Origin of the sequence: Rahnella aquatilis CIP 78.65 = ATCC 33071 (assembly GCF_000241955.1) — a bacterium.
Taxonomy (GTDB): Bacteria; Pseudomonadota; Gammaproteobacteria; order Enterobacterales; family Enterobacteriaceae; genus Rahnella; species Rahnella aquatilis.
The window spans coordinates 718,544-744,253 of sequence record NC_016818.1; the positions used below are offsets into that span (position 1 = coordinate 718,544).

Here is a 25,710-nt window from a genome sequence, read left to right on the forward strand (position 1 = left end):
GCGTGCAGTTTATGAAGGTAATGACTTTATGAAAATAGTGATCGCACCGGATTCATACAAAGAAAGTTTGTCTGCTTTGGATGTGGCAAAAGCCATCGAAAGTGGTTTCCGTGAGATTTTCCCCGAGGCGGAGTACGTCAAGTTGCCCGTTGCCGATGGTGGCGAAGGCACGGTAGAAGCCATGGTGGCGGCTACCGGCGGACGGGTGGTGAAGGTGAATGTTACCGGACCCCTGGGCACACCGCTTGAAGCATTCTTCGGCCTCTCAGGGGATGAGAAAATCGCGTTTATTGAAATGGCAGCGGCCAGCGGGCTGGAAAGTGTTCCTCCGGCGCAACGTAATCCGCTGAGAACCACGTCATACGGCACAGGGGAACTGATCCATTCAGCCCTCGGCCATGGCGTAAAACACTGCATTATCGGGATTGGCGGCAGCGCCACTAACGATGGCGGAGCAGGCATGATGCAGGCGCTGGGCGCAAAATTGCTGACCAAAGAGGGTAAATCGATTGGTCAGGGCGGCGGCGAGCTGGAAAAACTGCATCATATCGATATCAGCGGGCTGGATCCGAGAATTAAAAAATGCCGCTTTGAAGTGGCGTGTGACGTCACGAATCCGCTGACCGGCAAGGACGGGGCTTCCGCCATCTTCGGCCCGCAAAAAGGCGCGACACCGGAGATGATTGAACAGCTCGACGGCTATCTGCATCATTATGCCCGGGTGATCAAGCAGGATCTGGGCATTGACGTTGAGCATGTCCCGGGCGCCGGCGCGGCCGGTGGCATGGGGGCGGCACTTTACGGGTTCTGTCATGCTGAACTGCGTCAGGGCATTGAGATTGTCACCGATGCACTGGGGCTGGATGAGCTGGTGAAAGACGCCACGCTGGTGATTACCGGTGAAGGGCGGATTGACAGCCAGAGCATCAACGGCAAAGTCCCCATTGGCGTGGCGCGGGTGGCCAAGCGTTACAACAAGCCGGTGATAGGCATTGCCGGCAGTCTGACAAAAGATGTTGATGTCGTTTACGACCATGGTCTGGATGCCGTTTTCAGTGTGCTCTACAGCATTTGTACGCTCGATGATGCGCTGAAAAACGCCGCAGACAACCTGCGAAAATCAGCACGAAATATTGCCGCGACCATTAAGTTATCGCAAAAGCTTTAACCGACCGCAGTCAGGATAAAAAACCGGTGTTCAGGCCCAGCCTGCGCCGGTTTTTGTATTTTATTTCCGGCGTTTTTACGTTAGGTTTTAAAGACATTCGCCAATGAGAAAACACGTATGTCAGAGATCGATTTTTCACAGCAACCGGTTAATACGCAAACGAAAGGTCTGGGGCCGCTGAGTGACGGTGCGCGCATGGGCGATATCCGTGAACAGGGCTGGAATATTTTGCGTGAAGACGTCAGCCTGCCGGTGGCCGTGCTGCTCGAAGAACGAATCGAACACAACCTTTCCTGGATGCGTGAGTTTATTCAGCGCTATCAGCTGAAACTCGCGCCGCACGGCAAAACGACCATGAGCCCTGAGTTGTACCAGATGCAACTGGCGTTCGGTGCATGGGGCATCACACTGGCAACGGCACCGCAGGTCCGCGCGGCGTTTGCCCACGGTGTGCGTAACGTGATCATGGCGAATCAGCTGGTGGGGAAAGGCAACATGGCGATCATCGCCGGTCTGCTGCGTGAGGATAACGCCTTCGATTTTGCCTGCATCGTGGATTCCGCCGATAACGCTGATGCGCTCGGGCACTACTTTGCCAGCCAGCAACTCAAACTGCGCGTGATGTTTGAATATGGCATAGCGGGCGGGCGCACCGGTATTCGTACAGAACAACAGGAAGCCGACGTACTGGCGGCGGTGAAGCGCTGGCCGCAGTCACTGGCGCTGGTCGGCGTCGAGCTTTATGAAGGCGTGAGCAATGATGAAGCGGTGATCCGCCGCTTCCTGCGCCACGTCATGTCGCGCACCGAAGCGCTGGCGCAGGCCGGGGAATTTGCCGAACCTCAGGTTATTTTAACCGGTGCCGGTTCCGCGTGGTTTGATGTGGTGGCGGAAGAACTGACACGAAAAGAAACGCATCTTGATGCTGAAAAACACTACGTGCTGGATATTATCCTTCGCTCCGGCTGTTACGTGACGCATGACGTTGGCGCGTATCAGGCGGCGCTGGAACGCATGCAAACCAGCAATCCGGTGGCGCGTGAAATGAACAGCAGCTTACAGCCGGCGTTGCAGGTCTGGGCGGCCGTGCAATCTTTGCCGGAACCGGGCAGGGCGATTATCGCGTTCGGCAAACGTGATGCCGGTTATGACGCCGGATACCCGAAGGCTGCCGGACATTTTCGTCCGCGCAGCGCCACGCAGGCGGGATACACCACGGTGGTGCCTGCGCCTGACGACTGGAAAGTGTTCGCAATGATGGATCAGCATGCGTTTATGTCGATCCCGGAAGGGGCTGATTTGCAGGTCGGCGATATGCTGGTGTTCGATATCTGCCATCCGTGCCTGACGTTTGACAAATGGCGTCAGCTGTTGCTGGTGAATGAACAGTGGGATGTCACGGGCGCGGTAACGACCTGGTTCTGAAGCCTGTCCTGTTAACGGTGGCCCGTTTTATCCCGGTAAATAGGCCACTGCCGCGCGCTTCACGTTGTCAATTTCATCGAGCAGTTCAAACCATTCCGGCTCCAGCGTTTCCACGCTGACACCCTGACGCAGTTGTTGTTCAATGTAGAAACACAACTGTTTCAGGCGCGGTACGCCGCTGTAGCTGCAACTGCCATGAAGCTTGTGGATCAGCGCCAGAATATCGTTGTCCGGTTCGCCGCGCGTGACGGCTTCTACCCGTTCTGCCACCTGCGGTAAAAACTCCACCAGCATTTGCAGCAAATCCTGCGCCAGCGCGACCTTATTGGCTGACTGACTCAGCGCCAGTTGCCAGTCGAGTGTGCTGATCGGCGCGAGTGACTCGTTGGCCTGCAGCGGTGAATCCAGCTGAGTCTGATGCTGATGATGGCGTGACAGCACATTTTTCAGCATGCTTTCATCAATGGGTTTAGACAGATAATCGTCCATGCCCAGTTTCAGTAACTGTTCACGTTCGCCGCTCAGCGAGTGGGCGGTGACGGCCACCACCGGTGTTTTGGCATGACGCGCCATCTGGTGGATGATTTCGCTGGCACGAATGCCGTCAATATCCGGCATCTGAATATCCATCAGAATAATATCAAGATCGGTATGACGCGCGACATCAATGGCTTCTTCACCGCTGTGGCAAAGCACGGTGGTTTCCACCAGTTCTTCCAGCAAGGCGCCAATCAGTTTGAGGTTGGCCGGATTATCATCCACCGCCATGGCGGTCAGCGGCAGACGCGAGGTTTTATCTTCGTCGTTACCGATCACCCTGACGGAAGCCGGTTGTTCATGTAACAACAACGGCAGCAGGCGGATGCTTGACATCGGTTTAATCAGACAGGCCTGAACGCCACGCCTTTTCAATTCTTCGGCATCCACCTGGAACTGACTCGGCAATGCCAGCAGCAGGTGCTGTGTCATGCCCAGCACTTTCTGCAATTTACCGTCATAGTCCGCCAGAACCTGATCCGGTTTGACCGGAATGCTGCACAACATGATGTCGTACCACGGGTCTGGAAGCGCCGCCAGCGTGGTGCGATGTGTGACATCCAGCGGCGTGGCCTGCAGGATTTCCATCGTGGCTTTCGCCGCCGCCGGGTTGGCTTCGACATAGGCCAGACGTTTGCCTTCAAGATGACTCATGGAAACCGGCGTGATATGACGGTTTTCATTCAGTTCAAGTGTCACGTGGAACCAGAAGGTCGAACCGCGGTTCAGCTGGCTGTAGAAACTGATGTCTCCGCCCATTTCTTTCACAAGACGCTGGGTGATCACCAGCCCTAATCCGGTGCCGCCATGGCGGCGTGAAATGCTGGCATCTGCCTGACGGAAAGCCTGGAACAGTTGCGATTGCTGACGTTCGGAAATCCCGATGCCGGTATCGTGGATCTGCACTTCCAGTTCCACCTGCAAATTATTCTGCGAACGCAGCTCGACATTGATATCGATGTTGCCGGTTTCAGTAAATTTAATCGCATTTCCCAGCAAGTTAGTGACAACTTGCTGCATGCGCATCGGATCGCCCAGCACGTTTTCCGGCACGTTGTTGTGCACGTTCAGCGTCAGCTCCAGACCTTTATCATGCGCGGTATGCGCCAGCAAAATAACCACTTCATCGAGCATTTCACGCAGTGAGAACGGAATATGCTCCAGCACCAGCTTGCCGGCTTCCAGCTTGGAGAAATCCAGCACGTCATTAATGATGGTCAGCAGGTGATTCGCCGAACGCTCAATGGTTTGCAGGTAGTCTGCCTGCGTTGGCGACAGCGGCGTTTTCAGCGTCTGACGGGTAAAGCCGATCACGCCGTTGAGCGGTGTACGCAGCTCGTGGGACATGTTCGCCAGGAATTCAGATTTGATACGCGCCGCTTCCTGCGCGCGTTTTTTCGCCAGATCCAGCTCAACGTTCTGGATTTCCATCTGCTCCAGCGTTTCGCGCAGGTCGGAGGTTGCCTGATCAATATTCTGCTGCACTTCTTCGTGATAGGCCGTCAGCGACATCGCCATCGAGTTAATGCCGTTTTTCAGCATGCTCAGCTCGCCCGGCATGTTGCCTTCCACGCGGCTGTCGAGCTGCCCGCGGCGGATGCGGTCAACGGTATTCACCATATTACGGATCGGCCCTGTCACATCGCGCATCAGGCGGTAAGCGAACAGCGTGGCAATCCCCAGACACAGCAACAACAGCATGGTGGAAACGAACGCTTCCTGATATTGCGCCAGTTTTACCGAACGTAAATCCAGTTCAATGGCGATATAACCCAGCCGGTTGTCCGGCGAGGCACTGAACGTTTCGTCATCCGCTTCCGTATGGTTTTCGGCCTGAATGGGCGTGCGCAGGATCAGCACATCGCCGGAACGGGTTTTGGTCAGCTCACGCGGAATGTCTTCGATGCGTTTTACCTGCAACGGACTGTCGTCATGCTGGCTGGTCGAACTGGCAAACAGCTTGTTCTCACCATCAAACACGCTGATGCTGCGCACAATATCAGAATGATTACGGTGCAGACGGCTGATCAGCCGTTTCACCGGTTCGCGTTCCCGGAACGTCATGCCATATTCGCTTGCGACCGCCAGAGGTTCGATAATACTGGCTCCGGCTTCTGTCAGCTGGTTCTGCAACTCGTTATAGCGGTGCACCACAAAGAAGGTGCTGAGCAGCAAACCGATCATTAATGTCGGTGCCAGGATCAGGATCATCATCCGTGCGCGAAGGCTATATTTGGTCATGAGGTTCCAATGTGGGAGAATTAGCTAAAGTAAGCTTAATAAACCAGCGTGTAATCGACAATAATGGCTCAATTCTACTCTCCGAACCGTCGCGTGACGACCCGGCAAACGATAACTGTGACCGCCACCGACCTTGATACTTTCGGGCAAGGTGTGGCGCGCCACAATGGCAAAGCCGTATTTGTCAGTGGTTTACTGCCCGGCGAACAGGCAGAAGTCACTTTAACAGAAGATAAAAGCAAGTATGCCAAAGGTAAGCTGAAACGTTTGCTGACCACCAGCGACGATCGGGTAAAGCCGGTGTGCCCGCACTATTCCACCTGCGGCGGCTGTCAGCAGCAGCACGCCAGTGAGGCACTGCAACAGCGCAGTAAATCGGCAGCATTGTTACGTCTGATTTCCCGGGAAACCGGGGTTCAGGCGGATCCGCAGCCGGTGATTGCCGGCCCGCAATACGGCTATCGCCGTCGTGCGCGTCTGGGGCTGCAAATCGCGGGCGTTAAACCGGGACGTAAAACGGGGGCCGCCGGTGGCCCGCTGGTGATGGGATTTCGTCAGGAAGGCTCCAACGATCTGGTGGCGGTGACCCGTTGTCCGGTGCTGCGCCCTGAACTGGAGCAACTGCTGGTGCCGGTGCAGGAATGCCTGTCCTCCCTGTCTGCGGTGAAGCGTCTCGGGCATCTGGAAATGGTGCTGGCCGACAACGGGTCGCTGCTGGTGCTGCGTCATCTGGATCCGCTCAGTGAAGCCGACCGCGCGCGTCTGACGGCGTTTGCGGCGCAACACCAGTTAACGATTTTTCTGGCACCTGACAGCGAGACGCTGGAGCCTTTATGCGGCGAACCCCCTTATTATCAGATTGATAGTCTGAATCTGAAATTTGGCCCGCGCGATTTTATTCAGGTGAATGACGCTGTTAACCAGCAAATGGTGGCGCAGGCCCTGGACTGGCTGGAACTGACGCCGGAAGATCGCGTGCTGGATTTGTTCTGCGGGATGGGGAATTTCACCCTTCCGCTGGCAAAAAGAGCTAAGCAGGTTGTCGGCGTCGAAGGTGTTGCTACACTGGTGGCGAATGGGCAAGATAATGCCCGCAATAATGGATTAGAGAATGTGTCCTTCTTCCACGAGAATCTGGAAGAGGATGTCAGTAAACAACCCTGGGCGGCACAAGGTTTCAATAAAATCTTGCTGGATCCGGCCCGGGGCGGCGCTGCTGGCGTGATGACGCATATTGTTAAGCTTGCCCCGGCGCGTGTGGTGTATGTGTCATGCAACCCCACAACATTGGCGCGGGACAGTAAAATTTTGTTGGAGGCGGGTTATCGTTTGGCTCAGGTGCGCATGCTGGATATGTTCCCGCACACCGGGCACCTTGAATCGATGGCTCTGTTTATCAACCCGTCTGACACAGGCGTTGTGTCAGAAACGTAGGGAGAGGGTATGGTTGCGGTAAGAAGTGCACATCTGAACACGGCTGGCGAGTTCGCGCTCGACGACTGGATCAACAGTTTAGGACTGTCCAGCCAGCAATCATGTGAGCGTTTAGCCGAAACCTGGCGCTACTGCGAGCAACAAACGCAGGGCCATCCTGACGCCTCGCTGCTGCTGTGGCGCGGTCTTGAGATGGTTGAAATCCTCTCGACCCTCAGCATGGATAACGACAGTATGCGCGCGGCGCTGCTGTTCCCGCTGGTTGATGACGGCATCATTGATGAAGACACCCTGACCCAGCAGTTCGGCAAAGGCATTACCGATCTGGTGCATGGCGTGCGTGATATGGACGCCATCCGCCAGCTGAAAGCCACGCAAAACGACTCCATGGCCTCCGAGCAGGTGGACAACGTCCGCCGTATGCTGCTGGCGATGGTGGAAGATTTCCGCTGCGTGGTGCTGAAACTGGCTGAACGTATCGCTCACCTGCGCGAAGTGAAAGATGCGCCGGAAGAAGAGCGCGTACTGGCGGCCAAAGAATGTACCAATATCTATGCGCCGCTGGCTAACCGTCTGGGGATCGGCCAGCTGAAATGGGAACTGGAAGACTTCTGCTTCCGTTATCTGCACCCTGACGAATACAAGCGTATTGCCAAACTACTGCATGAGCGTCGTATCGACCGCGAGCAGTACATCGACGATTTTGTGTCGACCGTGAAAAATGCGATGGCCGAAGAGGGCATCAAAGTGGATGTTTACGGCCGTCCCAAACATATCTACAGCATCTGGCGCAAGATGCAGAAAAAATCCCTGTCCTTTGACGAACTCTTTGACGTGCGCGCCGTGCGCATCGTGGTGGAGCGTTTACAGGATTGCTACGCCGCGTTAGGGATTGTGCACACTCATTTCCGCCATCTGCCGGATGAGTTCGACGATTATGTCGCCAACCCGAAACCGAACGGTTATCAGTCGATTCATACCGTGGTGTTAGGGCCGCGCGGGAAAACGCTGGAAGTGCAGATCCGCACCCGTCAGATGCATGAAGATGCTGAACTGGGCGTCGCAGCGCACTGGAAATACAAAGAAGGCACCGCTGTAGTCGGTGGGCGCAGCGGGGGCTACGAAGGTCGTATTGCCTGGCTGCGAAAACTTATCGCCTGGCAGGAAGAGATGGCCGATTCGGGCGAAATGCTCGACGAAGTGCGCAGCCAGGTGTTCGACGACCGCGTCTACGTGTTTACGCCAAAAGGCGACGTGATCGACCTGCCGATGGGCTCCACGCCGCTCGACTTTGCGTATCACATCCACAGTGATGTGGGGCACCGGTGTATCGGCGCGAAAATTGGCGGCCGCATCGTGCCGTTTACCTATCAGCTGCAAATGGGCGATCAGATTGAAATCATCACCCAGAAGCATGCGAACCCAAGCCGCGACTGGCTGAATCCAAGTCTGGGTTACGTCACGACCAGCCGCGGACGCTCGAAAATTCAAAACTGGTTCCGTAAACAGGATCGCGATAAGAATATTATTGCAGGTAAACAAATTCTTGATGACGAGCTGGACAGGCTGGATATCAGCATCAAAGATGCCGAGAAACTGCTGCTGCCGCGCTACAACGTCAACTCGCTGGATGAAGTGCTGGCCGCAATCGGTAACGGTGATATCCGCCTGAATCAGATGGTGAACTTCCTGCAATCGCAGCTGAAAAAGCCGAGTGCGGAAGAACTGGATAAAGAAGCGCTGCGCCAGCTGACGCAGAAAACCACGCCGCCACCGACCCGTACCAAAGACAATGGCCGCGTGGTGGTTGAAGGCGTTGGCAATCTGATGCACCACATTGCGCGCTGTTGTCAGCCGATCCCGGGCGACGAAATCGTCGGTTACATCACTCAGGGCCGCGGGATTTCCATCCACCGGGCCGATTGTGATCAGCTGGAAGATTTACGTTCGAATGCGCCGGAACGTGTGGTCGATGCCGTATGGGGCGAAAGTTACTCCAGCGGGTATTCACTGGTGGTACGTGTGGTGGCTAACGACCGCAGCGGCCTGCTGCGTGATATCACCACGATTCTTGCCAATGAAAAAGTGAACGTACTCGGTGTCGCCAGCCGCAGCGACACACGCCAGCAACTGGCGACCATCGACATGGATATTGAAATCTACAACCCGCAGGTTCTGGGGCGTGTGATCGCCAAACTGAACCAGTTGCCGGATGTGATTGAAGCCAAACGACTTCATGGCAGTTGATTACATGCTTCTCAGGCCCGTTCGCCGGGCCTTTTCTTTTTTGCTTGTCACCCCCTTTTAAAAACGGACAGACCTTATGACCGACTCTTCTCTGCAACGCCTGCTCAGCATTATGAAAACCCTGCGCGACCCTGAAGCGGGCTGTCCGTGGGATAAAGAGCAAACTTTCGAGACGATAGCCCCGTACACGCTGGAAGAAACCTACGAAGTGCTGGATGCCATTGCCCGCAAAGATTACGACGACGTGCGCGACGAACTGGGCGATTTGCTGTTTCAGGTGGTGTTTTACGCGCAGATGGGCAGTGAGCAGGGGCTGTTCGAATTTGACGATATCTGCAATGCGATCTCTGACAAATTAGAACGCCGGCATCCGCAAATTTTCGGGCAGGAAGCGGCCTGGTCGAAAGACGCCAGCAGCCGGGACGTGCTGGTCAAATGGGAAGCACGAAAGGCGCAGGAGCGCGCAGAAAAATCCCTGCATTCAGCGCTCGATGATATTCCTTCCGCACTGCCTGCACTGATGAAAGCGCACAAAATCCAGAAGCGCTGTTCAAATGTCGGCTTCGACTGGACGACGCTCGGACCGGTGCTCGACAAAGTGTATGAAGAAATCGACGAAGTGATGTTTGAGGCGCGTCAGGCGGTCATTGATGAAGAAAAGCTCGGCGAGGAAATCGGCGACCTGTTGTTCGCGACCGTTAATTTGTCCCGCCATTTGGGCCACAAAGCAGAAGATGCGTTGCAGGCGGCCAACCGCAAGTTTGAGCGCCGTTTCAGGCAGGTCGAAGAAATTATCCGCGGAAAAGGCTTAAACATGGAAGATGCGACACTTGAACAGATGGAAGCCGCCTGGCAGCAGGTGAAAAAGCAGGAAGGCTGAGTTCCGCGATGCGACTTTGATCGGAAACAAGATCCGGCGAAGCTGAAACGGTTAAGCTCAGTGTTATGCCGTGGTTAAGCGGCTGATCTGAGAGCAGTAAAGTTCAACAAATTGAAATCTAAGATGTTTTAGGGTGTCATGCAATCAACACAGCAATTTTTATAAGCTAACCTGTTGTTTTTGAAAGAATGAAAAAATAAAGCTGGCAGGGTTAACCCTTCTGAACTGACGGTAAGGAAAACGAGGATGGACAGCAAAACGTTTATTTGTGGCGCACACAAGGTTCCGGTATACTGTTTTCCCGTCTTGGTTACTCCATCATCTTTAAACCTAACCTCTCAGGTTCAGCATGACAACTAATTATATTTTTGTGACCGGCGGGGTCGTATCCTCTCTGGGTAAAGGCATTGCCGCAGCCTCTCTGGCGGCTATTCTCGAAGCCCGTGGCCTCAACGTGACTATCATGAAACTGGACCCGTATATCAACGTGGATCCGGGTACGATGAGCCCAACTCAACACGGCGAAGTCTTTGTTACCGAAGATGGCGCTGAAACCGATCTCGATCTGGGTCACTACGAGCGCTTCATCCGCACCAAGATGACTCGTCGCAACAACTTCACCACGGGCCGTATTTATTCCGACGTGCTGCGCAAAGAGCGCCGCGGCGACTATCTCGGCGCAACCATCCAGGTTATCCCGCACATCACTAACAACATCAAAGAACGCATCATTGAAGGCGGCGAAGGCCACGATGTCGTTCTGGTTGAAATTGGCGGTACTGTCGGTGATATCGAATCCCTGCCGTTCCTGGAAGCGATTCGTCAGATGGCGGTTGAAGTGGGCCGTGAGCACACACTGTATATGCACCTGACGCTGGTGCCTTACATGGCGGCAGCCGGTGAAGTGAAAACCAAACCGACCCAGCACTCCGTGAAAGAACTGCTGTCTATCGGTATCCAGCCAGACGTGCTGATCTGCCGTTCTGACCGCGCTGTGCCTGCCAACGAACGCGCGAAAATTGCGTTGTTCTGTAACGTGCCGGAAAAAGCCGTTATCTCCCTTAAAGACGTTGATTCTATTTATAAAATCCCGGCACTCTTGAAATCTCAGGGGCTGGACGATTATATTTGTAAACGTTTCAGCATCAACGCACCGGAAGCCAACTTGTCCGAATGGGAACAGGTTGTTTACGAAGAAGCCAATCCGGGCGGTGAAGTCACCATCGGTATGGTCGGTAAGTACATTGAGCTGCCAGATGCTTATAAATCTGTGATTGAAGCGCTCAAACACGGCGGTCTGAAAAATCGTCTGACCGTGAATATTAAACTTATCGATTCACAAGATGTCGAAACCCGTGGCGTGGAAGTGCTGAAAGGCCTGGACGCGATCCTTATCCCGGGTGGCTTCGGTTACCGTGGTGTGGAAGGGAAAGTGGCCACGGCACGTTATGCACGTGAAAACAACATTCCTTATCTGGGCATTTGTCTGGGTATGCAGGTTGCGCTGATCGAATTTGCCCGTAACGTCGCGGGTATGGAGAACGCCAACTCTACTGAATTTGTGCCAGACTGTAAGTTCCCGGTGGTCGCACTCATCACCGAATGGCGCGATGAAGAAGGTAACGTCGAAGTACGTTCCGAAGACAGTGATTTAGGCGGCACCATGCGTGTGGGCGGACAGCAATGTCACCTGAACGACGGTAGCCTGGTTCGTGAGATGTACGGCGAGCCGACAATAGTTGAACGCCATCGTCACCGTTACGAAGTGAACAATATGCTGCTTAAACAGATCGAAGCCGCAGGTTTACGCGTAGCCGGTCGCTCTGGCGATAAGCAACTGGTTGAAATTATTGAGCTGCCGAATCATCCGTGGTTTGTCGCTTGTCAGTTCCATCCAGAATTTACGTCAACGCCGCGTGATGGTCATCCGTTGTTTGCAGGCTTCGTGAAGGCTGCCGGTGAGTATCAGAAGCGTCAGGTAAAATAAAATACCGGCGAAACGATGCGCCTCAGGGCACGTCGTTTAACCGAAGCTTTAGTTAACTTGTACTGAGGAAATCCTAATGTCCAAAATCGTTAAAGTCATCGGTCGTGAAATCATCGACTCCCGTGGTAACCCGACCGTAGAAGCTGAAGTTCATCTGGAAGGCGGCTTTGTAGGTCTGGCTGCTGCGCCATCAGGTGCTTCTACTGGTTCCCGCGAAGCGCTGGAACTGCGTGACGGTGACAAATCCCGTTTCCTGGGCAAAGGCGTACTGAAAGCCGTTGCTGCTGTAAACGGTCCTATCGCTCAGGCTGTAACCGGTAAAGACGCTAAAGATCAGGCTAACATCGACAAGATCATGATCGATCTGGACGGTACCGAGAACAAATCTAAGTTCGGTGCTAACGCGATTCTGGCTGTTTCCCTGGCTGCTGCTAAAGCGGCGGCTGCTTCTAAAGGTCTGCCACTGTACGCACACATCGCAGAACTGAACGGCACTCCAGGCAAATATTCTATGCCACTGCCTATGATGAACATCATCAACGGCGGCGAACATGCTGATAACAACGTTGATATTCAAGAGTTCATGATCCAGCCTGTTGGCGCAACAACGCTGAAAGAAGCTATCCGCATGGGTTCAGAAGTGTTCCACACTCTGGCTAAAGTGCTGAAATCTAAAGGCATGGGTACTGCTGTTGGTGACGAAGGTGGCTATGCGCCAAACCTGGGTTCTAACGCAGAAGCGCTGGCAGTTATCGCTGAAGCGGTAAAACAAGCAGGCTATGAGCTGGGTAAAGACATTACTCTGGCGATGGACTGTGCGGCATCTGAATTCTACAAAGACGGTAAATATGTTCTGGCTGGCGAAGGCAACAAAGCCTTCACCTCTGAAGAATTCACTCACTTCCTGGAAGACCTGACCAAACAGTATCCAATCGTCTCTATCGAAGACGGTCTGGACGAATCTGACTGGGATGGTTTCGCTTACCAGACTAAAGTTCTGGGCGACAAAATCCAGCTGGTGGGCGACGATCTGTTCGTTACCAACACCAAGATCCTGAAAGAAGGTATCGATAAAGGCATCGCTAACTCCATCCTGATCAAATTCAACCAGATCGGTTCTCTGACCGAAACTCTGGCTGCGATCAAAATGGCGAAAGACGCGGGCTACACTGCCGTTATCTCTCACCGTTCAGGCGAAACTGAAGATGCGACCATCGCTGACCTGGCTGTGGGTACTGCTGCAGGCCAGATCAAAACCGGTTCTATGAGCCGTTCTGATCGTGTTGCTAAATACAACCAGCTGATCCGTATCGAAGAAGCGCTGGCGGCTGCGGGTACTCCTGCTCCGTTCAACGGTCTGAAAGAAGTTAAAGGTCAGTAATTACTGACCCGTAACACTTTCTTAAAAAACCCGCTCCGGCGGGTTTTTTTACGCCCTGATTTTGCTCACAGAGAAATCTGCCATACTCATTTACAGCACAAGTTTGGTCTCAACGGCCATATCTGTGATAATGCGCGCTGATTTTTTTAGAGATGACTGAGAAACCGATGCAGTACCCGATTAATGAGATGTTCGAAACCCTGCAAGGGGAAGGCTATTTTACCGGCGTGCCGGCGATTTTTGTGCGCCTGCAAGGCTGTCCTGTAGGGTGCAGCTGGTGCGACACCAAACACACCTGGGATAAAATTGCCGATCGGGAAGTCGATATGCAGCGCATTCTGGTCAAAACCGAAGAGAGCGATGCCTGGGGCAATGCCACGTCAGAACAATTGCTCGACATTATCGCCCGGCAAGGTTATACCGCGCGTCATGTGGTGATCACCGGCGGCGAGCCGTGCATTTACGATCTGACTGAACTGACGTCATTGCTGGAAAAGAGCGGCTTCAGTTGCCAGATTGAAACCAGCGGTACGCATGAAGTGCGTTGCTCAGTCAATACCTGGGTAACCGTTTCTCCGAAAGTGAATATGCGTGGCGGGTACGACATTCTGCCACAGGCATTGAAACGTGCGGATGAAGTGAAACATCCGGTGGCGCGTCAGCGTGATATCGACGCGCTGGATGCCCTGCTGGAAACACTGACGGACAGCAAAGCGCGGATTATTGCCTTACAGCCGATCAGTCAAAAAGAAGAAGCCACCAGACTGTGCATTGCGACCTGCATTGCAAGAAACTGGCGGCTGTCAATGCAGACACATAAGTATCTGAACATTGCATAATACCCTGCATCCTTCGCGCTGTCTCCGCGTTGGCTGCTTTCATTCACCCCAGTCACTGACTATTGTCAGCTCCGGGGGATTCATTCAATTGCCGCCTGGATACAGCACGAATGATTTTGGGTATCTGAATTAGCCTTTATACACACAACCCGCCGTGCAGGTTTCTTTCACGCGCACGGCGCTGAGTAATGGCAGCTTAGGTTTCATCTCGTTCCAGATCCACGCGGCCAGCACTTCGCTGGTCGGGTTTTCTAAACCCGGAATGTCGTTCAGATTATAGTGATCGAGACGATCCAGGGTCGGATTAAACGCGGCTTTCAGTTCGGCGAAATCCATCACCCAGCCGGTATGCGGGTCCACTTCACCGGTGATTTCTAAACGAACGGTGAAAGAGTGTCCGTGCAACCGTCCGCACTTATGCCCGGCAGGCACATGCGGTAAATGGTGGGCGGCTTCAAACTGAAAATCTTTAAATAATGTGGTGGTCATGAGGCATGTCTCGTTGCTCGAAAAAACGCGGCATAGTACCGGAATACGGGCTTGCGTGCCATGACTTAACTGCGCTTTTCTTCACCAAATCCTGACTTTTACTCTCTTTACTCCGCCCGCATTGCTGGCTTACAGTGAGCCGGTAGAAACTAACTTGTTGAGATGGTGAATGATTACTGTGCTTCGTTGCGCTGTTCTGGCGCTGTTGTTCTCTGCGGGTGTACAGGCAGAAACCACGGCACCCGCTCAGGAGTCCGCGCCCGCTGCGGCTAAACCGGTTCAACCTGTGGCGAAAGCTTCTCCGGTTGCCAAAACTCCGGCCAGTAAAGCCCCTCTGGCTTTCCCGCCGGGATCCGGTGTGATGCACATTGCATTAACGCCGGGTAAAAAGCCGCTGGAAGTGTTCACCTATCAACCGGTCGGTGCAGATGAGACTACGCCGGTGGTCATGGTCATGACCGGCGTTGACCGTAATGCGGCCACGTATCGCAACGACTGGATAACCGTCGCCGATCAGTATCATCTGCGCGTCGTCGTGCCGCATTTCAGCGAGCAGGATTTCCCCGGTGCGGCAGGCTATAACCTGGGCAACCTGACGGACAGCAAAACCCATCACCGCCTGCCGAAATCGCAGTGGGCGTTCAGTATTGTCGATAACCTGTTTACGACGCTGCAAAAGCAGGGCATCACCCGCCAGACGCAATATTATCTGTTTGGAAACAGCGCGGGTTGCCAGTTTGTCCACCGCATGCTGACCTTGCTGCCGGAGCCAAATGTCAAAGCGGCAGTCTGTGCGGCGGCAGGCTGGTGGACATTGCCGGATACCGATCAGCGCTGGCCTTACGGTTTACGTGAAGCGCCGGTGGCGGTCAGCCAGCAGCAGCTAAATGATTATTTTGCCAAACCGGTGCTGATTGCCGTGGGGGCTGAAGATGATGATCCGGAGAACCATCTGCTGCGTAAATCCAAGCAGGCCATGGCGCAAGGCACAAACCGTCTGGAGCGGGCCGAGGGTTACTTCACCACTTCCCAGCAACGCGCTGAACAGAACAATACGCCGTTTAACTGGCACTTCATGGATTTGTCAGATACCGGTCACAGCGGCAGTAAAATGTCGGTGTTTGCCGCAGGTCAGTTTGCGTGGTTTGAGCAGCACAACGCTTTCCATCTTTAAACGCGTCACCGTAAAACGTAATCCTGAAAAATATTCATCACCCCGCTCCGGCGGGGTTTTTCTTTATGTATCCGGCACTTTGCAGAGAGCCTGTGAACAGTGAGGGAAATTTTTTAGCGATTTCAGTACGATAAAAATCACGGCTTACCACTTTTTTAGATAGAACTTACCTCTAAATCCTCTTAGTCATTTTGGTTATTTATTATTTCCATCACTTCTTTAATTGTTATTATCCGGCTCGTTAACCTACATCCTCTGAAAGGTCTTTCCCGCGCGAAAACACACTGTAAAAGGCGCCGGAGGCCGGATTGATGACTTGCTTTTGCATAAGGGAATTCGTACCGCGATGACGACTCAGGCTCCTCCAATTTCACTGCTCCCGCTGACCCCCGAGCAAATGGCCCGCCTTCAATCGGCGATTGGTGATTACTCACCGACTCAGATGGCCTGGCTGTCCGGGTATTTCTGGGGAATGGTTAACCAGCAACCGGGTGCGGTCGCTGACCCCGCGCCGGTGCAGGCCGCCGCGTCGGTGACCCTGATTTCTGCCTCGCAAACCGGTAACGCCCGCCGTGTTGCCGAGCAGTTGCGTGATGACCTGATCGCCACGAAAATTAACGTCAATCTGGTGAATGCCGGGGACTACAAATTCAAACAAATTGGTCAGGAGAAGCTGCTGCTGATCGTGGCCTCTACTCAGGGCGAAGGCGAGCAGGCGGAAGAGGCGGTTGCGCTGCACAAATTCCTGCAATCCAAAAAAGCGCCAAACATGAAAGGCACCGCCTTTGCGGTGTTTGCGCTGGGCGATACCTCTTACGAATTCTTCTGTCAGGCGGGTAAAGACTTTGATACCCGTCTGGGCGAACTCGGCGCAGAACGCCTGTTAGATCGCGTTGATGCCGATGTTGAATATAAAGAAGCGGCAGAAAACTGGCGTAAACGCATTGTCGATGTGCTGAAACAGCGCGTACCGGCTGACACCGGGGCGCAACCGGCTCCGACGCTGGCGGGCAGTGTCAATCAGGTCGACAGCAGCCCTTATACGAAAGAAGCGCCGCTGACCGCGACCCTTTCCGTTAATCAGAAAATTACCGGTCGCGATTCGGATAAAGACGTACGTCATCTGGAAATTGAACTCGGTGATTCCGGCCTGCGTTACCAGCCGGGCGATGCGCTGGGGATCTGGTTTGAAAACGATCCGCAACTGGTGCAGGAAATCGTTGAACTGCTGTGGCTGAAAGGGGATGAAATCGTTGAGGTGAACGATAAAAAACTGCCGCTTTCTGAAGCCCTGCAACATCACATTGAACTGACCCAAAACACGACACCGATTATTGAGAAATACGCCGCGCTGTGCCGCGACGAACATCTGACCGGTTTACTGGCCGATAAACCTGCGCTTCAGCAATACGCGCAGACCGTACCGTTTGCTGACATGGTACGCCGCGCACCGACGGAGCTGGATGCCCAGCAACTGGTAGATTTACTGCGTCCGCTGACGCCGCGCCTGTATTCGATTGCCTCCTCACAGGCGGAAACCGAAACAGAAGTGCATATCACTGTCGGCGTGGTGCGTTACGACATCGACGGGCGTGCGCGTTCCGGTGGCGCGTCCGGTTTCCTGGCCGATCGTCTGGACGAAGACGGCGAAGTGAAAGTTTTCATCGAGCATAATGATAACTTCCGTCTGCCGGCGGATCCTGAAACGCCGGTCATTATGATCGGACCCGGCACCGGTATTGCGCCATTCCGCGCTTTCATTCAGCAGCGTGATAACGACGGGGCCACCGGTAAAAACTGGCTGTTCTTCGGTAACCCGCACTTTACCGATGATTTCCTGTATCAGGTCGAATGGCAGCGTTACGTGAAAGACGGCCTGCTGACGAATATCTCCCTGGCATGGTCACGGGATCAGGCTGAAAAAGTGTATGTACAGGACAAACTGCGCGAGCAGGGTGCTGAAGTCTGGCAATGGTTGCAGGAAGGCGCACATGTCTATGTCTGCGGCGATGCCAACCGTATGGCGAAAGACGTAGAGCAGGCGTTACTGGAAATCATCGCCAAATACGGCGTGATGGATCTGGAAACTGCCGACGAATATCTCAGTGAATTACGTCTTGATCGCCGTTACCAGCGCGACGTCTACTAACGAATCAGAGCAATGAGCGAAAACCTTATGAGCAATAAGTTGTGGAGTGAACTCAATCCCGGTCCGGGCCCGCTGATCGTCGATGCCCCGCTGGCCGATGCCGAACGCCTGAAGAAGGAAAGTAATTTCCTGCGCGGGACGATTGCCGAAGATTTAAAAGACGGTCTGACCGGCGGCTTCAACGGAGATAACTTCCTGCTGATCCGCTTCCACGGCATGTATCAGCAGGATGACCGCGATATCCGTGCGGAACGTGCTGAGCAAAAGCTGGAACCGCGTCACGCCATGATGCTGCGCTGCCGCTTGCCGGGCGGGGTGATGACGCCTGCGCAATGGCTGGGTATCGACAAATTTGCCGAAGACAGCACGCTGTATGGCAGCATCCGTATTACTAACCGTCAGACATTCCAGTTCCATGGCATCCTGAAACCGAACGTCAAACCGGTGCATCAGTTGCTGAATAAACTCGGCCTGGATGCGCTGGCGACCGCCAACGACGTTAACCGTAACGTGTTGTGTACGTCGAATCCGGTGGAGTCTGAACTGCATCAGGAAGCCTATCAGTGGGCGAAGAAAATCTCCGAGCATCTGCTGCCGCGCACCCGTGCTTACGCTGAAGTGTGGCTGGATCAGGAAAAAGTTGAAACCACCGACGAAGAGCCGATTCTGGGCGCGACCTATCTGCCACGTAAATTCAAAACCACCGTGGTGATCCCGCCGCAAAATGACGTGGATCTTCATGCCAACGACCTGAACTTTGTGGCGATTGCCGATAACGGCAAACTGGTCGGCTTCAACGTGCTGGTCGGCGGCGGGCTTTCTATCGCACACGGCGATAAAGCCACGTATGCGCGCACTGCCAGCGAACTGGGCTTTATTCCGCTGGAGAACACGCTGGCGGTGGCCGAAGCCGTGGTGACCACGCAGCGCGACTGGGGTAACCGTACCAACCGTAAAAATGCCAAAACCAAATACACGCTGGAGCGTGTCGGTGTGCCGGTATTCAAAGCCGAAGTTGAAAAACGCGCGGGTATTCAGTTTGCTGATATCCGCCCTTACGCATTCACCGGTCGCGGCGATCGCATCGGCTGGGTAAAAGGCATCGACAAACAATGGCATCTGACGCTGTTTATCGAAAATGGCCGTATTCTCGACTACCCCGGCAAACCGCTGAAAACCGGACTGGCAGAAATTGCTAAGATCCATAAAGGCGATTTCAGGCTTACTGCTAATCAGAACCTGATCGTGGCCGGCGTTTCTGAAAAAGACAAAGACGCGATCGAAACTCTGGCGCGTAATCACGGCCTGATTGACGACGGTATCACCGAGCAACGTAAAAACTCGATGGCCTGCGTCTCTTATCCGACCTGCCCGCTGGCGATGGCGGAAGCGGAACGTTTCCTGCCTGAGTTTGTGACCAAAGTCGAAGGCATCATGCATAACCACGGTGTAGGCGATGAGCACATCGTTCTGCGTGTGACCGGCTGCCCGAACGGCTGTGGACGTGCGCTGCTGGCTGAAATAGGTCTGGTGGGGAAAGCGATAAACCGCTACAACCTGCACCTCGGCGGTAACCGCGCCGGAACACGCATTCCGCGCATGTACCGCGAAAATATTTCTGATGCAGAGATCCTGAGCATCATTGACGAACTGGTCGGACGCTGGTCGAAAGAGCGTGAGGCCGGGGAAGGCTTTGGCGACTTCGTGATCCGCGCAGGGATCATCAGGCCCGTGCTGGATCCGGCGCGTGACTTTTATGATTAAGAGCGATAACCGACAGGAGGCGATATGAGTTGGCTGAACCTTACTCTGGCTGAACTGAATGAACTGCCGAAGTCCGGACAATCCATGGCGCTGGCGGAAATTAACGTCAGCCTCGAAAAGTTGTCCGCGCAGGAGCGTGTGCAATGGGCGCTGGAAAACATGCCCGGTGAGTTCGCGCTGTCTTCAAGCTTCGGGATTCAGGCTGCGGTCTGTCTGCACTTAGTCACACAGCAGAAACCGGATATTCCGGTGATCCTGACCGATACCGGTTATCTGTTTCCGGAAACCTATCAGTTTATTGATACGTTAACCGAAAAGCTGAACCTGAATCTGCAGGTATTTCGTGCCGAACACTCGGCTGCCTGGCAGGAAGCGCGTTACGGCAAACTGTGGGAGCAGGGCGTCGAGGGCATCGAGAAGTACAATCACATCAACAAAGTCGAGCCGATGAATCGGGCGATTCAGACGCTGGGCGTGCAGACCTGGTTTGCCGGTCTGCGTCGTGAGCAGTCCGGCAGCCGTGCGCATCTGCCGGTGCTGGCGGTGCAACGTGGGGTGTTTAAAATCCTGCCGATTATCGACTGGGATAACCGCCAGATCTTCCGTTATCTGCAAGACAACGGTCTGAGTTATCACCCGCTCTGGGATCAGGGCTATCTTTCCGTCGGTGACACGCATACCACGAAAAAATGGGAAGAAGGGATGAAGGAAGAAGATACCCGCTTCTTTGGCTTGAAACGCGAATGCGGCCTGCACGAATAAATCCCTGTCATACTTCGGGTTGCAGATGCGTTGGCTACGTTCAGTCGCCCGAATCACTGACTCATGTCAGCTCACCGGGACTTCTTCGCTTGCCGCCTGCCTGCAATCCGAATTATTTAGGGGATTCCTGATAAGAGTCCCTTAAATTATCCTCTTAATCAGGCGTGTTTCGCCGGTTTCGCCAGATCCTTCAGCAGCGGGAATAACACTTTCACGGTATCGCGCGAGCGCTTCTCGATGCGGCCAGGCAGCGTTTTATCCAGATATTGCAGATTATCGAACTGGCTTTGATAGCGGGTGGTGCCCAGCGGGAAGTGGCTGGTGATCGCACGTTGCTGTACGCCGTCTTTCTTACCCAGCGCAAAGTTGGTCGCGGTCACGTTCAGCAGCGGCAGGCGTGCGTCATCCAGCGCTTTAATGCCATCGCAGCAATGTGCGCCTTCATGGCTTTCTGCCGGAATACCCAAACTGCGCGCAAGATTCAGCGCACGCACGCGGGTGAGTTTCGCCACCGCCACGGACGTATTCGCGCCGCTGTTGAAATACAACCGGTCACCGGTGATCAGCGAATTCAGGTTGATCACCAGCAGCGTATTTTTCTTCTCTTCAGCACTCATCCGCTTTACAAACTCTTCCGCACCTTTAGCACCGGTTTCTTCCGCGCTCAGTGCCACGAAACGCAAGCTGTAGTGCGTGGGGATCGCCTGCATGCGTTCGGCCAGCTCAAGCATCACGCCGACGCCGGACGCGTTGTCATCGACACCCTGCAACGTCAGGCCGCCGAGATTGTGGTTGGTATCACTGTCACTTTGCGGCACATAGGTATCAAAATGCGCCATCACGATGATTTGCTGCGGCACTTCTCCTGCACGTGCGGCAATCACCGACGTGGCGTGAATATTTTGCCAGTTCTTTTTGCCCGCACTGCTGGTGTAAACATAACGGGTATCGAAGCCACGTAAATCGCTCTTATAGCCTAATTTATTGAACTGCTGGTTAAGATAATCTGCGGCGATAAGTTCTGCCGGGCTGCCGGCCATGCGTCCCGGGAAATAGGTGGCGATATGGCGAATTTGCTGACTGGCGATCATGCCCATCGGCGGAAGCGGGGCGGACGCCGCCATCGCATGACCCATACAGACACAGCTCAGGCTCAGCGCCAGCAGCGTCCGCTTCATGCGTGAAAAAGAAAACATAGCCAAAAATCCTTATTTGCTGGTCAATACGACCGGAAGGCAATCAAACAACAGGCCGCGTGTGGCGGTCTTTCTGGGGCATACAGTATGCGATTGTCTGTGCGATTAGACAATTTCCCGTTATCCCAAACCGCTCTTTTTGTCGGGCTATATTCCATTTAGTAACTATTCATTCCTTTTCGTCATTTCAGATCAATTATTGCCTGCACGTATAGTTTGTTTATTAATCCTGACAATCATTAAAGGCTTTTGTGGACTATCTACCAATATTTGCCGACCTCAAACAACGCCCTGTGCTGGTTGTAGGGGGTGGCGAAGTCGCTGCTCGCAAAATCGATCTCCTCCTGCGGGCGGGTGCGCAAGTACGGATAGTCGCACAGGCACTTTCCCCCGAACTGGAACAACGCAGACAGACCGCTGAAGTCAGCTGGTCAGCCCAGGCTTTTCTGCCGGAGCAGCTCGACGACGTGTTTCTGGTGATTGCCGCCACAGACGACGCTGCGCTGAATGCTGAGGTTTTCGAGCAGGCCAACCGCCGTCATGTTCTGGCCAACGTGGTCGACGATCAGCCGAAGTGCTCCTTCATTTTCCCGTCGATTGTTGACAGATCGCCGATTGTGGTGGCGATTTCTTCCAGCGGCAAAGCGCCGGTGCTTGCCAGAATGCTGCGCGAAAAGCTGGAAACTCTGTTGCCGAACAGCCTGGGGCAAATGGCCGATATCGCCGGGCGCTGGCGCGACAATGTCAAAACACAGTTCAGTTCAATGCGTGCGCGTCGCCGTTTCTGGGAACAACTTTTTGCCGGACGTTTTGCCAGCCTCGCTTCTGCGGGAAAGCTCGCAGAAGCAGAGCAGGCGCTGCAACAACAGTTAGAAAACGCGGAAGACATCTCGCATAGCGGGAATGTCACGCTGGTCGGTGCCGGGCCGGGTGATGCAGGATTGCTCACCCTTCGCGGGCTGCAGGTGATGCAGCAGGCCGATGTGGTGCTTTACGACCATCTGGTCAGCGAAGACGTGCTGGATTTAGTGCGCCGCGATGCGGACAAGATTTGTGTGGGTAAACGTGCGGGCAGCCATTCTGTCGCGCAGGAAGAAACCAACCGTCTGCTGGTCGAACTGGCGCAGCAGGGGAAAAAAGTCGTGCGCCTCAAAGGCGGTGATCCGTTTATTTTCGGACGTGGCGGCGAAGAATTACAGGCGGTGCAGGCGGCAGGCATTCCTTTCCAGGTGGTGCCGGGTGTTACCGCTGCTGCAGGCGCAACGGCTTATGCCGGAATTCCGCTGACGCACCGCGATTACGCGCAGAGCGTGATATTCGTGACAGGGCATTGCCGCCCGGAAAACAACGGTGTGCAGTGGGAAACCCTCGCGAAAGGCCAGCAGACTTTGGCGATTTATATGGGCACGCTTAAAGCTGCCGAAATCAGCCAGCAACTGATCGCTCATGGTCGCGCAGCGCATACGCCCGTTGCGGTCATCGGACGGGGAACGCGTTCTGATCAGCAGGTGCTGACCGGAACACTTGATAATCTTGAACATCTGGCTCAACAGGCACCGGCGCCAGCGTTACTGGTGATTGGTGAGGTGGTATCACTTCATCAGCAACTGGCCTGGTTTGGGCATCATCCTGAGACTGACGGCACCCAGCGCCCGTCAGTTGTGAATTTGGCTTAAAGGATCTGTTATGGACGAAAAACGACTGACTCATTTGCGGCAACTGGAGGCGGAGAGTATCCATATCATCCGTGAAGTGGCTGCTGAATTCGCCAACCCGGTGATGATGTACTCCATCGGGAAAGATTCCTCGGTGATGCTGCATCTGGCACGCAAAGCCTTCTTCCCGGGAACCTTGCCGTTCCCGCTATTGCATGTGGATACCGGCTGGAAATTCCGTGAAATGTACGAATTCCGCGACCGCACGGCGAAGAATTACGGTTTTGAGCTGCTGGTGCATAAAAACCCGGAAGGCGTGGCGATGGGCATCAACCCGTTCGTGCATGGCAGTGCCAAACACACTGACATCATGAAAACCGAAGGTTTGAAGCAGGCGCTGAATAAATACGGCTTTGATGCCGCTTTCGGCGGCGCACGTCGTGACGAAGAAAAATCCCGTGCCAAAGAGCGTATCTATTCGTTCCGCGATCGTTTCCACCGCTGGGATCCCAAAAACCAGCGCCCTGAGCTGTGGCACAACTACAACGGTCAGATTAACAAAGGCGAAAGCATTCGCGTATTCCCGCTCTCTAACTGGACTGAGCTGGATATCTGGCAGTACATCTATCTGGAAAATATCGAGATCGTTCCGTTGTATCTGGCCGCACCGCGTCCGGTGCTGGAGCGCGACGGTATGCTGCTGATGGTCGATGATGATCGTATTGATCTGCAACCGGGCGAAGTGATCGAGAAGAAAATGGTGCGTTTTCGCACATTAGGTTGCTGGCCGCTGACCGGTGCCGTTGAATCCGGGGCACAAACGCTGCTGGAGATCATCGAAGAGATGCTGGTGTCGACCACCAGTGAACGTCAGGGACGTGCGATCGACCGTGATCAGGCCGGTTCGATGGAACTGAAAAAGCGTCAAGGGTATTTCTGAGGAGCCGCAGCTAATGAATAACGCAATTGCACAACAAATCGCGGAGCAGGGCGGCGTTGAAGCTTACCTGCACGCCCAGCAACACAAAAGCCTGCTGCGCTTCCTGACCTGCGGCAGCGTCGATGACGGCAAAAGTACCCTGATCGGTCGTCTGCTGCATGACACCCGTCAGATCTACGAAGATCAGTTGTCTTCGCTGCATAACGACAGCAAACGTCACGGTACCCAGGGTGAAAAACTGGATCTGGCACTGCTGGTGGATGGCTTACAGGCCGAGCGCGAGCAGGGCATTACCATTGATGTGGCGTACCGTTATTTCTCTACCGAGAAACGTAAGTTCATCATTGCGGACACCCCGGGGCACGAACAGTACACCCGTAATATGGCGACCGGCGCATCGACTTGTGATCTGGCGATCTTACTGATCGACGCCCGTAAAGGCGTGCTGGATCAAACCCGCCGTCACAGCTTCATTGCGACCTTGCTCGGGATCCGCCACCTGGTGGTTGCCGTCAACAAAATGGATCTGGTGGATTACAGCGAAACGGTTTACGAGCAATTCAAACAGGATTATCTGGATTTTGCTCAGCAACTGCCGACCGATCTGGACATCAAATTTGTGCCGCTTTCTGCGCTGGAAGGCGACAACGTTGCCACACCAAGCGGCAAAATGAGCTGGTACACCGGCCCGACGCTGCTCGACGTGCTGGAAACGGTCAACATCATTAACATCCGTGAACAGCAGCCGATGCGCTTCCCGGTGCAGTATGTTAACCGCCCGAACCTCGATTTCCGGGGTTATGCGGGAACGCTGGCATCAGGTTCTGTCCGTGTCGGTCAGAAGGTGAAAGTGTTGCCATCCGGTGTGGAATCTACCGTGGCACGCATTGTGACCTTTGACGGTGATTTACCGGAAGCCTGGGCGGGCGACGCGATTACGCTGGCGCTGGCCGATGAGCGCGATATCAGCCGTGGCGACACGCTGGTCGATGCAGAAGAAACGGTTAAACCGGTACAAAATGCCAAAGTTGACGTGGTGTGGATGGCCGAGCAGCCACTGAGCGTCGGCCAGAGCTACGACATCAAAGTCGGCGGTAAGAAGGCCCGTGCGCGGGTGGAAAATATCGAATATCAGGTTGAGATCAACACCCTCACGCAGCGTGTGGTGGAAAACCTGCCACTGAATGGTATCGGACTGGTGGAACTGGCCTTTGACGAACCTCTGGTGCTGGATAACTACCAGAGCAACGCGGTGACCGGCGGCATAATCTTTATCGATCGCCTGACCAACGTCACTGTCGGTGCCGGTCTGGTGCGTGAGGCCATTGAGCAGGTCTATCAGGAATCGGATAAATACAGCGCATTTGAGCTGGAACTGAACAGCCTGGTTCGCCGTCACTTCCCGCACTGGGGTGCACGCGATTTACTGGGTGGTAAATAAG

18 protein-coding genes are annotated in these 25,710 nt (G+C 54.3%); 15 read left to right on the forward strand and 3 right to left on the reverse strand.

Features of this window, described 5'->3' with window-relative positions; all coding sequences use genetic code 11:
* Window positions 1-28: 28 nt before the first annotated feature.
* Both RAHAQ2_RS03255 and RAHAQ2_RS03260 read left to right on the forward strand, forming a co-directional pair.
* Window positions 29-1,168, forward strand: a complete 1,140-nt coding sequence (locus RAHAQ2_RS03255; protein WP_015695884.1) for a glycerate kinase — start codon at window positions 29-31, stop codon at window positions 1,166-1,168.
* Between the two features lie 117 nt (window positions 1,169-1,285).
* Window positions 1,286-2,593, forward strand: a complete 1,308-nt coding sequence (locus tag RAHAQ2_RS03260) for an amino acid deaminase (protein WP_015695885.1) — start codon at window positions 1,286-1,288, stop codon at window positions 2,591-2,593.
* 27 nt (window positions 2,594-2,620) lie between these two features.
* Here RAHAQ2_RS03260 and barA read toward each other — a convergent pair whose 3' ends face one another.
* The gene (gene barA, locus RAHAQ2_RS03265; protein WP_015695886.1) at window positions 2,621-5,371 is read right to left on the reverse strand and encodes a two-component sensor histidine kinase BarA; all 2,751 of its coding nucleotides are present in this window, start codon (window positions 5,369-5,371) and stop codon (window positions 2,621-2,623) included.
* 63 nt (window positions 5,372-5,434) lie between these two features.
* Here barA and rlmD point away from each other — a divergent pair, with 63 nt between their 5' ends.
* The 6 genes from rlmD (at window position 5,435) to queE (ending at window position 14,139) form a co-directional block, all read left to right on the forward strand.
* Window positions 5,435-6,805 (forward strand): 23S rRNA (uracil(1939)-C(5))-methyltransferase RlmD, encoded by a 1,371-nt coding sequence (rlmD, locus tag RAHAQ2_RS03270; RefSeq protein ID WP_015695887.1) that lies wholly within the window; start codon window positions 5,435-5,437, stop codon window positions 6,803-6,805.
* 9 nt (window positions 6,806-6,814) lie between these two features.
* Window positions 6,815-9,052: a GTP diphosphokinase gene (gene relA, locus RAHAQ2_RS03275; RefSeq protein ID WP_015695888.1), complete on the forward strand. Its 2,238-nt coding sequence runs from the start codon at window positions 6,815-6,817 to the stop codon at window positions 9,050-9,052.
* Window positions 9,053-9,128: 76 nt separating this feature from the next.
* Window positions 9,129-9,932, forward strand: coding sequence for a nucleoside triphosphate pyrophosphohydrolase (gene mazG, locus RAHAQ2_RS03280; RefSeq protein ID WP_015695889.1), 804 nt, complete (start codon window positions 9,129-9,131; stop codon window positions 9,930-9,932).
* A 349-nt stretch (window positions 9,933-10,281) separates the two neighbouring features.
* The gene (gene pyrG, locus RAHAQ2_RS03285; protein WP_013573994.1) at window positions 10,282-11,919 is read left to right on the forward strand and encodes a glutamine hydrolyzing CTP synthase; all 1,638 of its coding nucleotides are present in this window, start codon (window positions 10,282-10,284) and stop codon (window positions 11,917-11,919) included.
* 76 nt (window positions 11,920-11,995) lie between these two features.
* A complete protein-coding gene (gene eno, locus RAHAQ2_RS03290) occupies window positions 11,996-13,300 on the forward strand; it encodes a phosphopyruvate hydratase (RefSeq protein ID WP_015695890.1) in 1,305 nt (434 codons plus the stop codon).
* A gap of 167 nt (window positions 13,301-13,467) precedes the next feature.
* On the forward strand, window positions 13,468-14,139 hold the full coding sequence (gene queE / locus RAHAQ2_RS03295; RefSeq protein WP_015695891.1) for a 7-carboxy-7-deazaguanine synthase QueE: 672 nt from the start codon (window positions 13,468-13,470) through the stop codon (window positions 14,137-14,139).
* A 129-nt stretch (window positions 14,140-14,268) separates the two neighbouring features.
* On the opposite strand, the gene queD is transcribed toward queE, so the two are convergent.
* Window positions 14,269-14,628 (reverse strand): 6-carboxytetrahydropterin synthase QueD, encoded by a 360-nt coding sequence (queD, locus tag RAHAQ2_RS03300; protein WP_013574001.1) that lies wholly within the window; start codon window positions 14,626-14,628, stop codon window positions 14,269-14,271.
* Window positions 14,629-14,797: 169 nt separating this feature from the next.
* Here queD and RAHAQ2_RS03305 point away from each other — a divergent pair, with 169 nt between their 5' ends.
* The 4 genes from RAHAQ2_RS03305 to RAHAQ2_RS03320 all read left to right on the forward strand — a co-directional run bounded on the left by RAHAQ2_RS03305 (window position 14,798) and on the right by RAHAQ2_RS03320 (window position 20,477).
* Window positions 14,798-15,802, forward strand: coding sequence for a hypothetical protein (locus RAHAQ2_RS03305; protein ID WP_015695892.1), 1,005 nt, complete (start codon window positions 14,798-14,800; stop codon window positions 15,800-15,802).
* Between the two features lie 346 nt (window positions 15,803-16,148).
* On the forward strand, window positions 16,149-17,951 hold the full coding sequence (cysJ, locus tag RAHAQ2_RS03310; protein WP_015695893.1) for an NADPH-dependent assimilatory sulfite reductase flavoprotein subunit: 1,803 nt from the start codon (window positions 16,149-16,151) through the stop codon (window positions 17,949-17,951).
* Between the two features lie 27 nt (window positions 17,952-17,978).
* Window positions 17,979-19,715 (forward strand): assimilatory sulfite reductase (NADPH) hemoprotein subunit, encoded by a 1,737-nt coding sequence (gene cysI / locus RAHAQ2_RS03315; protein ID WP_015695894.1) that lies wholly within the window; start codon window positions 17,979-17,981, stop codon window positions 19,713-19,715.
* A gap of 24 nt (window positions 19,716-19,739) precedes the next feature.
* Entirely contained in the window at window positions 19,740-20,477 is a 738-nt protein-coding gene (locus RAHAQ2_RS03320) for a phosphoadenylyl-sulfate reductase (protein WP_015695895.1), read from the forward strand.
* 158 nt (window positions 20,478-20,635) lie between these two features.
* Here RAHAQ2_RS03320 and RAHAQ2_RS03325 read toward each other — a convergent pair whose 3' ends face one another.
* On the reverse strand, window positions 20,636-21,673 hold the full coding sequence (locus RAHAQ2_RS03325; RefSeq protein ID WP_015695896.1) for an aminopeptidase: 1,038 nt from the start codon (window positions 21,671-21,673) through the stop codon (window positions 20,636-20,638).
* A 251-nt stretch (window positions 21,674-21,924) separates the two neighbouring features.
* Here RAHAQ2_RS03325 and cysG point away from each other — a divergent pair, with 251 nt between their 5' ends.
* From cysG to cysN, 3 genes are read left to right on the forward strand one after another with little or no spacing between them, the layout of a single operon-like run.
* The gene (gene cysG, locus RAHAQ2_RS03330) at window positions 21,925-23,349 is read left to right on the forward strand and encodes a siroheme synthase CysG (RefSeq protein WP_015695897.1); all 1,425 of its coding nucleotides are present in this window, start codon (window positions 21,925-21,927) and stop codon (window positions 23,347-23,349) included.
* A gap of 10 nt (window positions 23,350-23,359) precedes the next feature.
* The gene (cysD, locus tag RAHAQ2_RS03335; protein ID WP_015695898.1) at window positions 23,360-24,268 is read left to right on the forward strand and encodes a sulfate adenylyltransferase subunit CysD; all 909 of its coding nucleotides are present in this window, start codon (window positions 23,360-23,362) and stop codon (window positions 24,266-24,268) included.
* Window positions 24,269-24,281: 13 nt separating this feature from the next.
* Entirely contained in the window at window positions 24,282-25,709 is a 1,428-nt protein-coding gene (gene cysN, locus RAHAQ2_RS03340; protein ID WP_015695899.1) for a sulfate adenylyltransferase subunit CysN, read from the forward strand.
* The last annotated feature ends 1 nt before the right edge of the window (window position 25,710 follow it).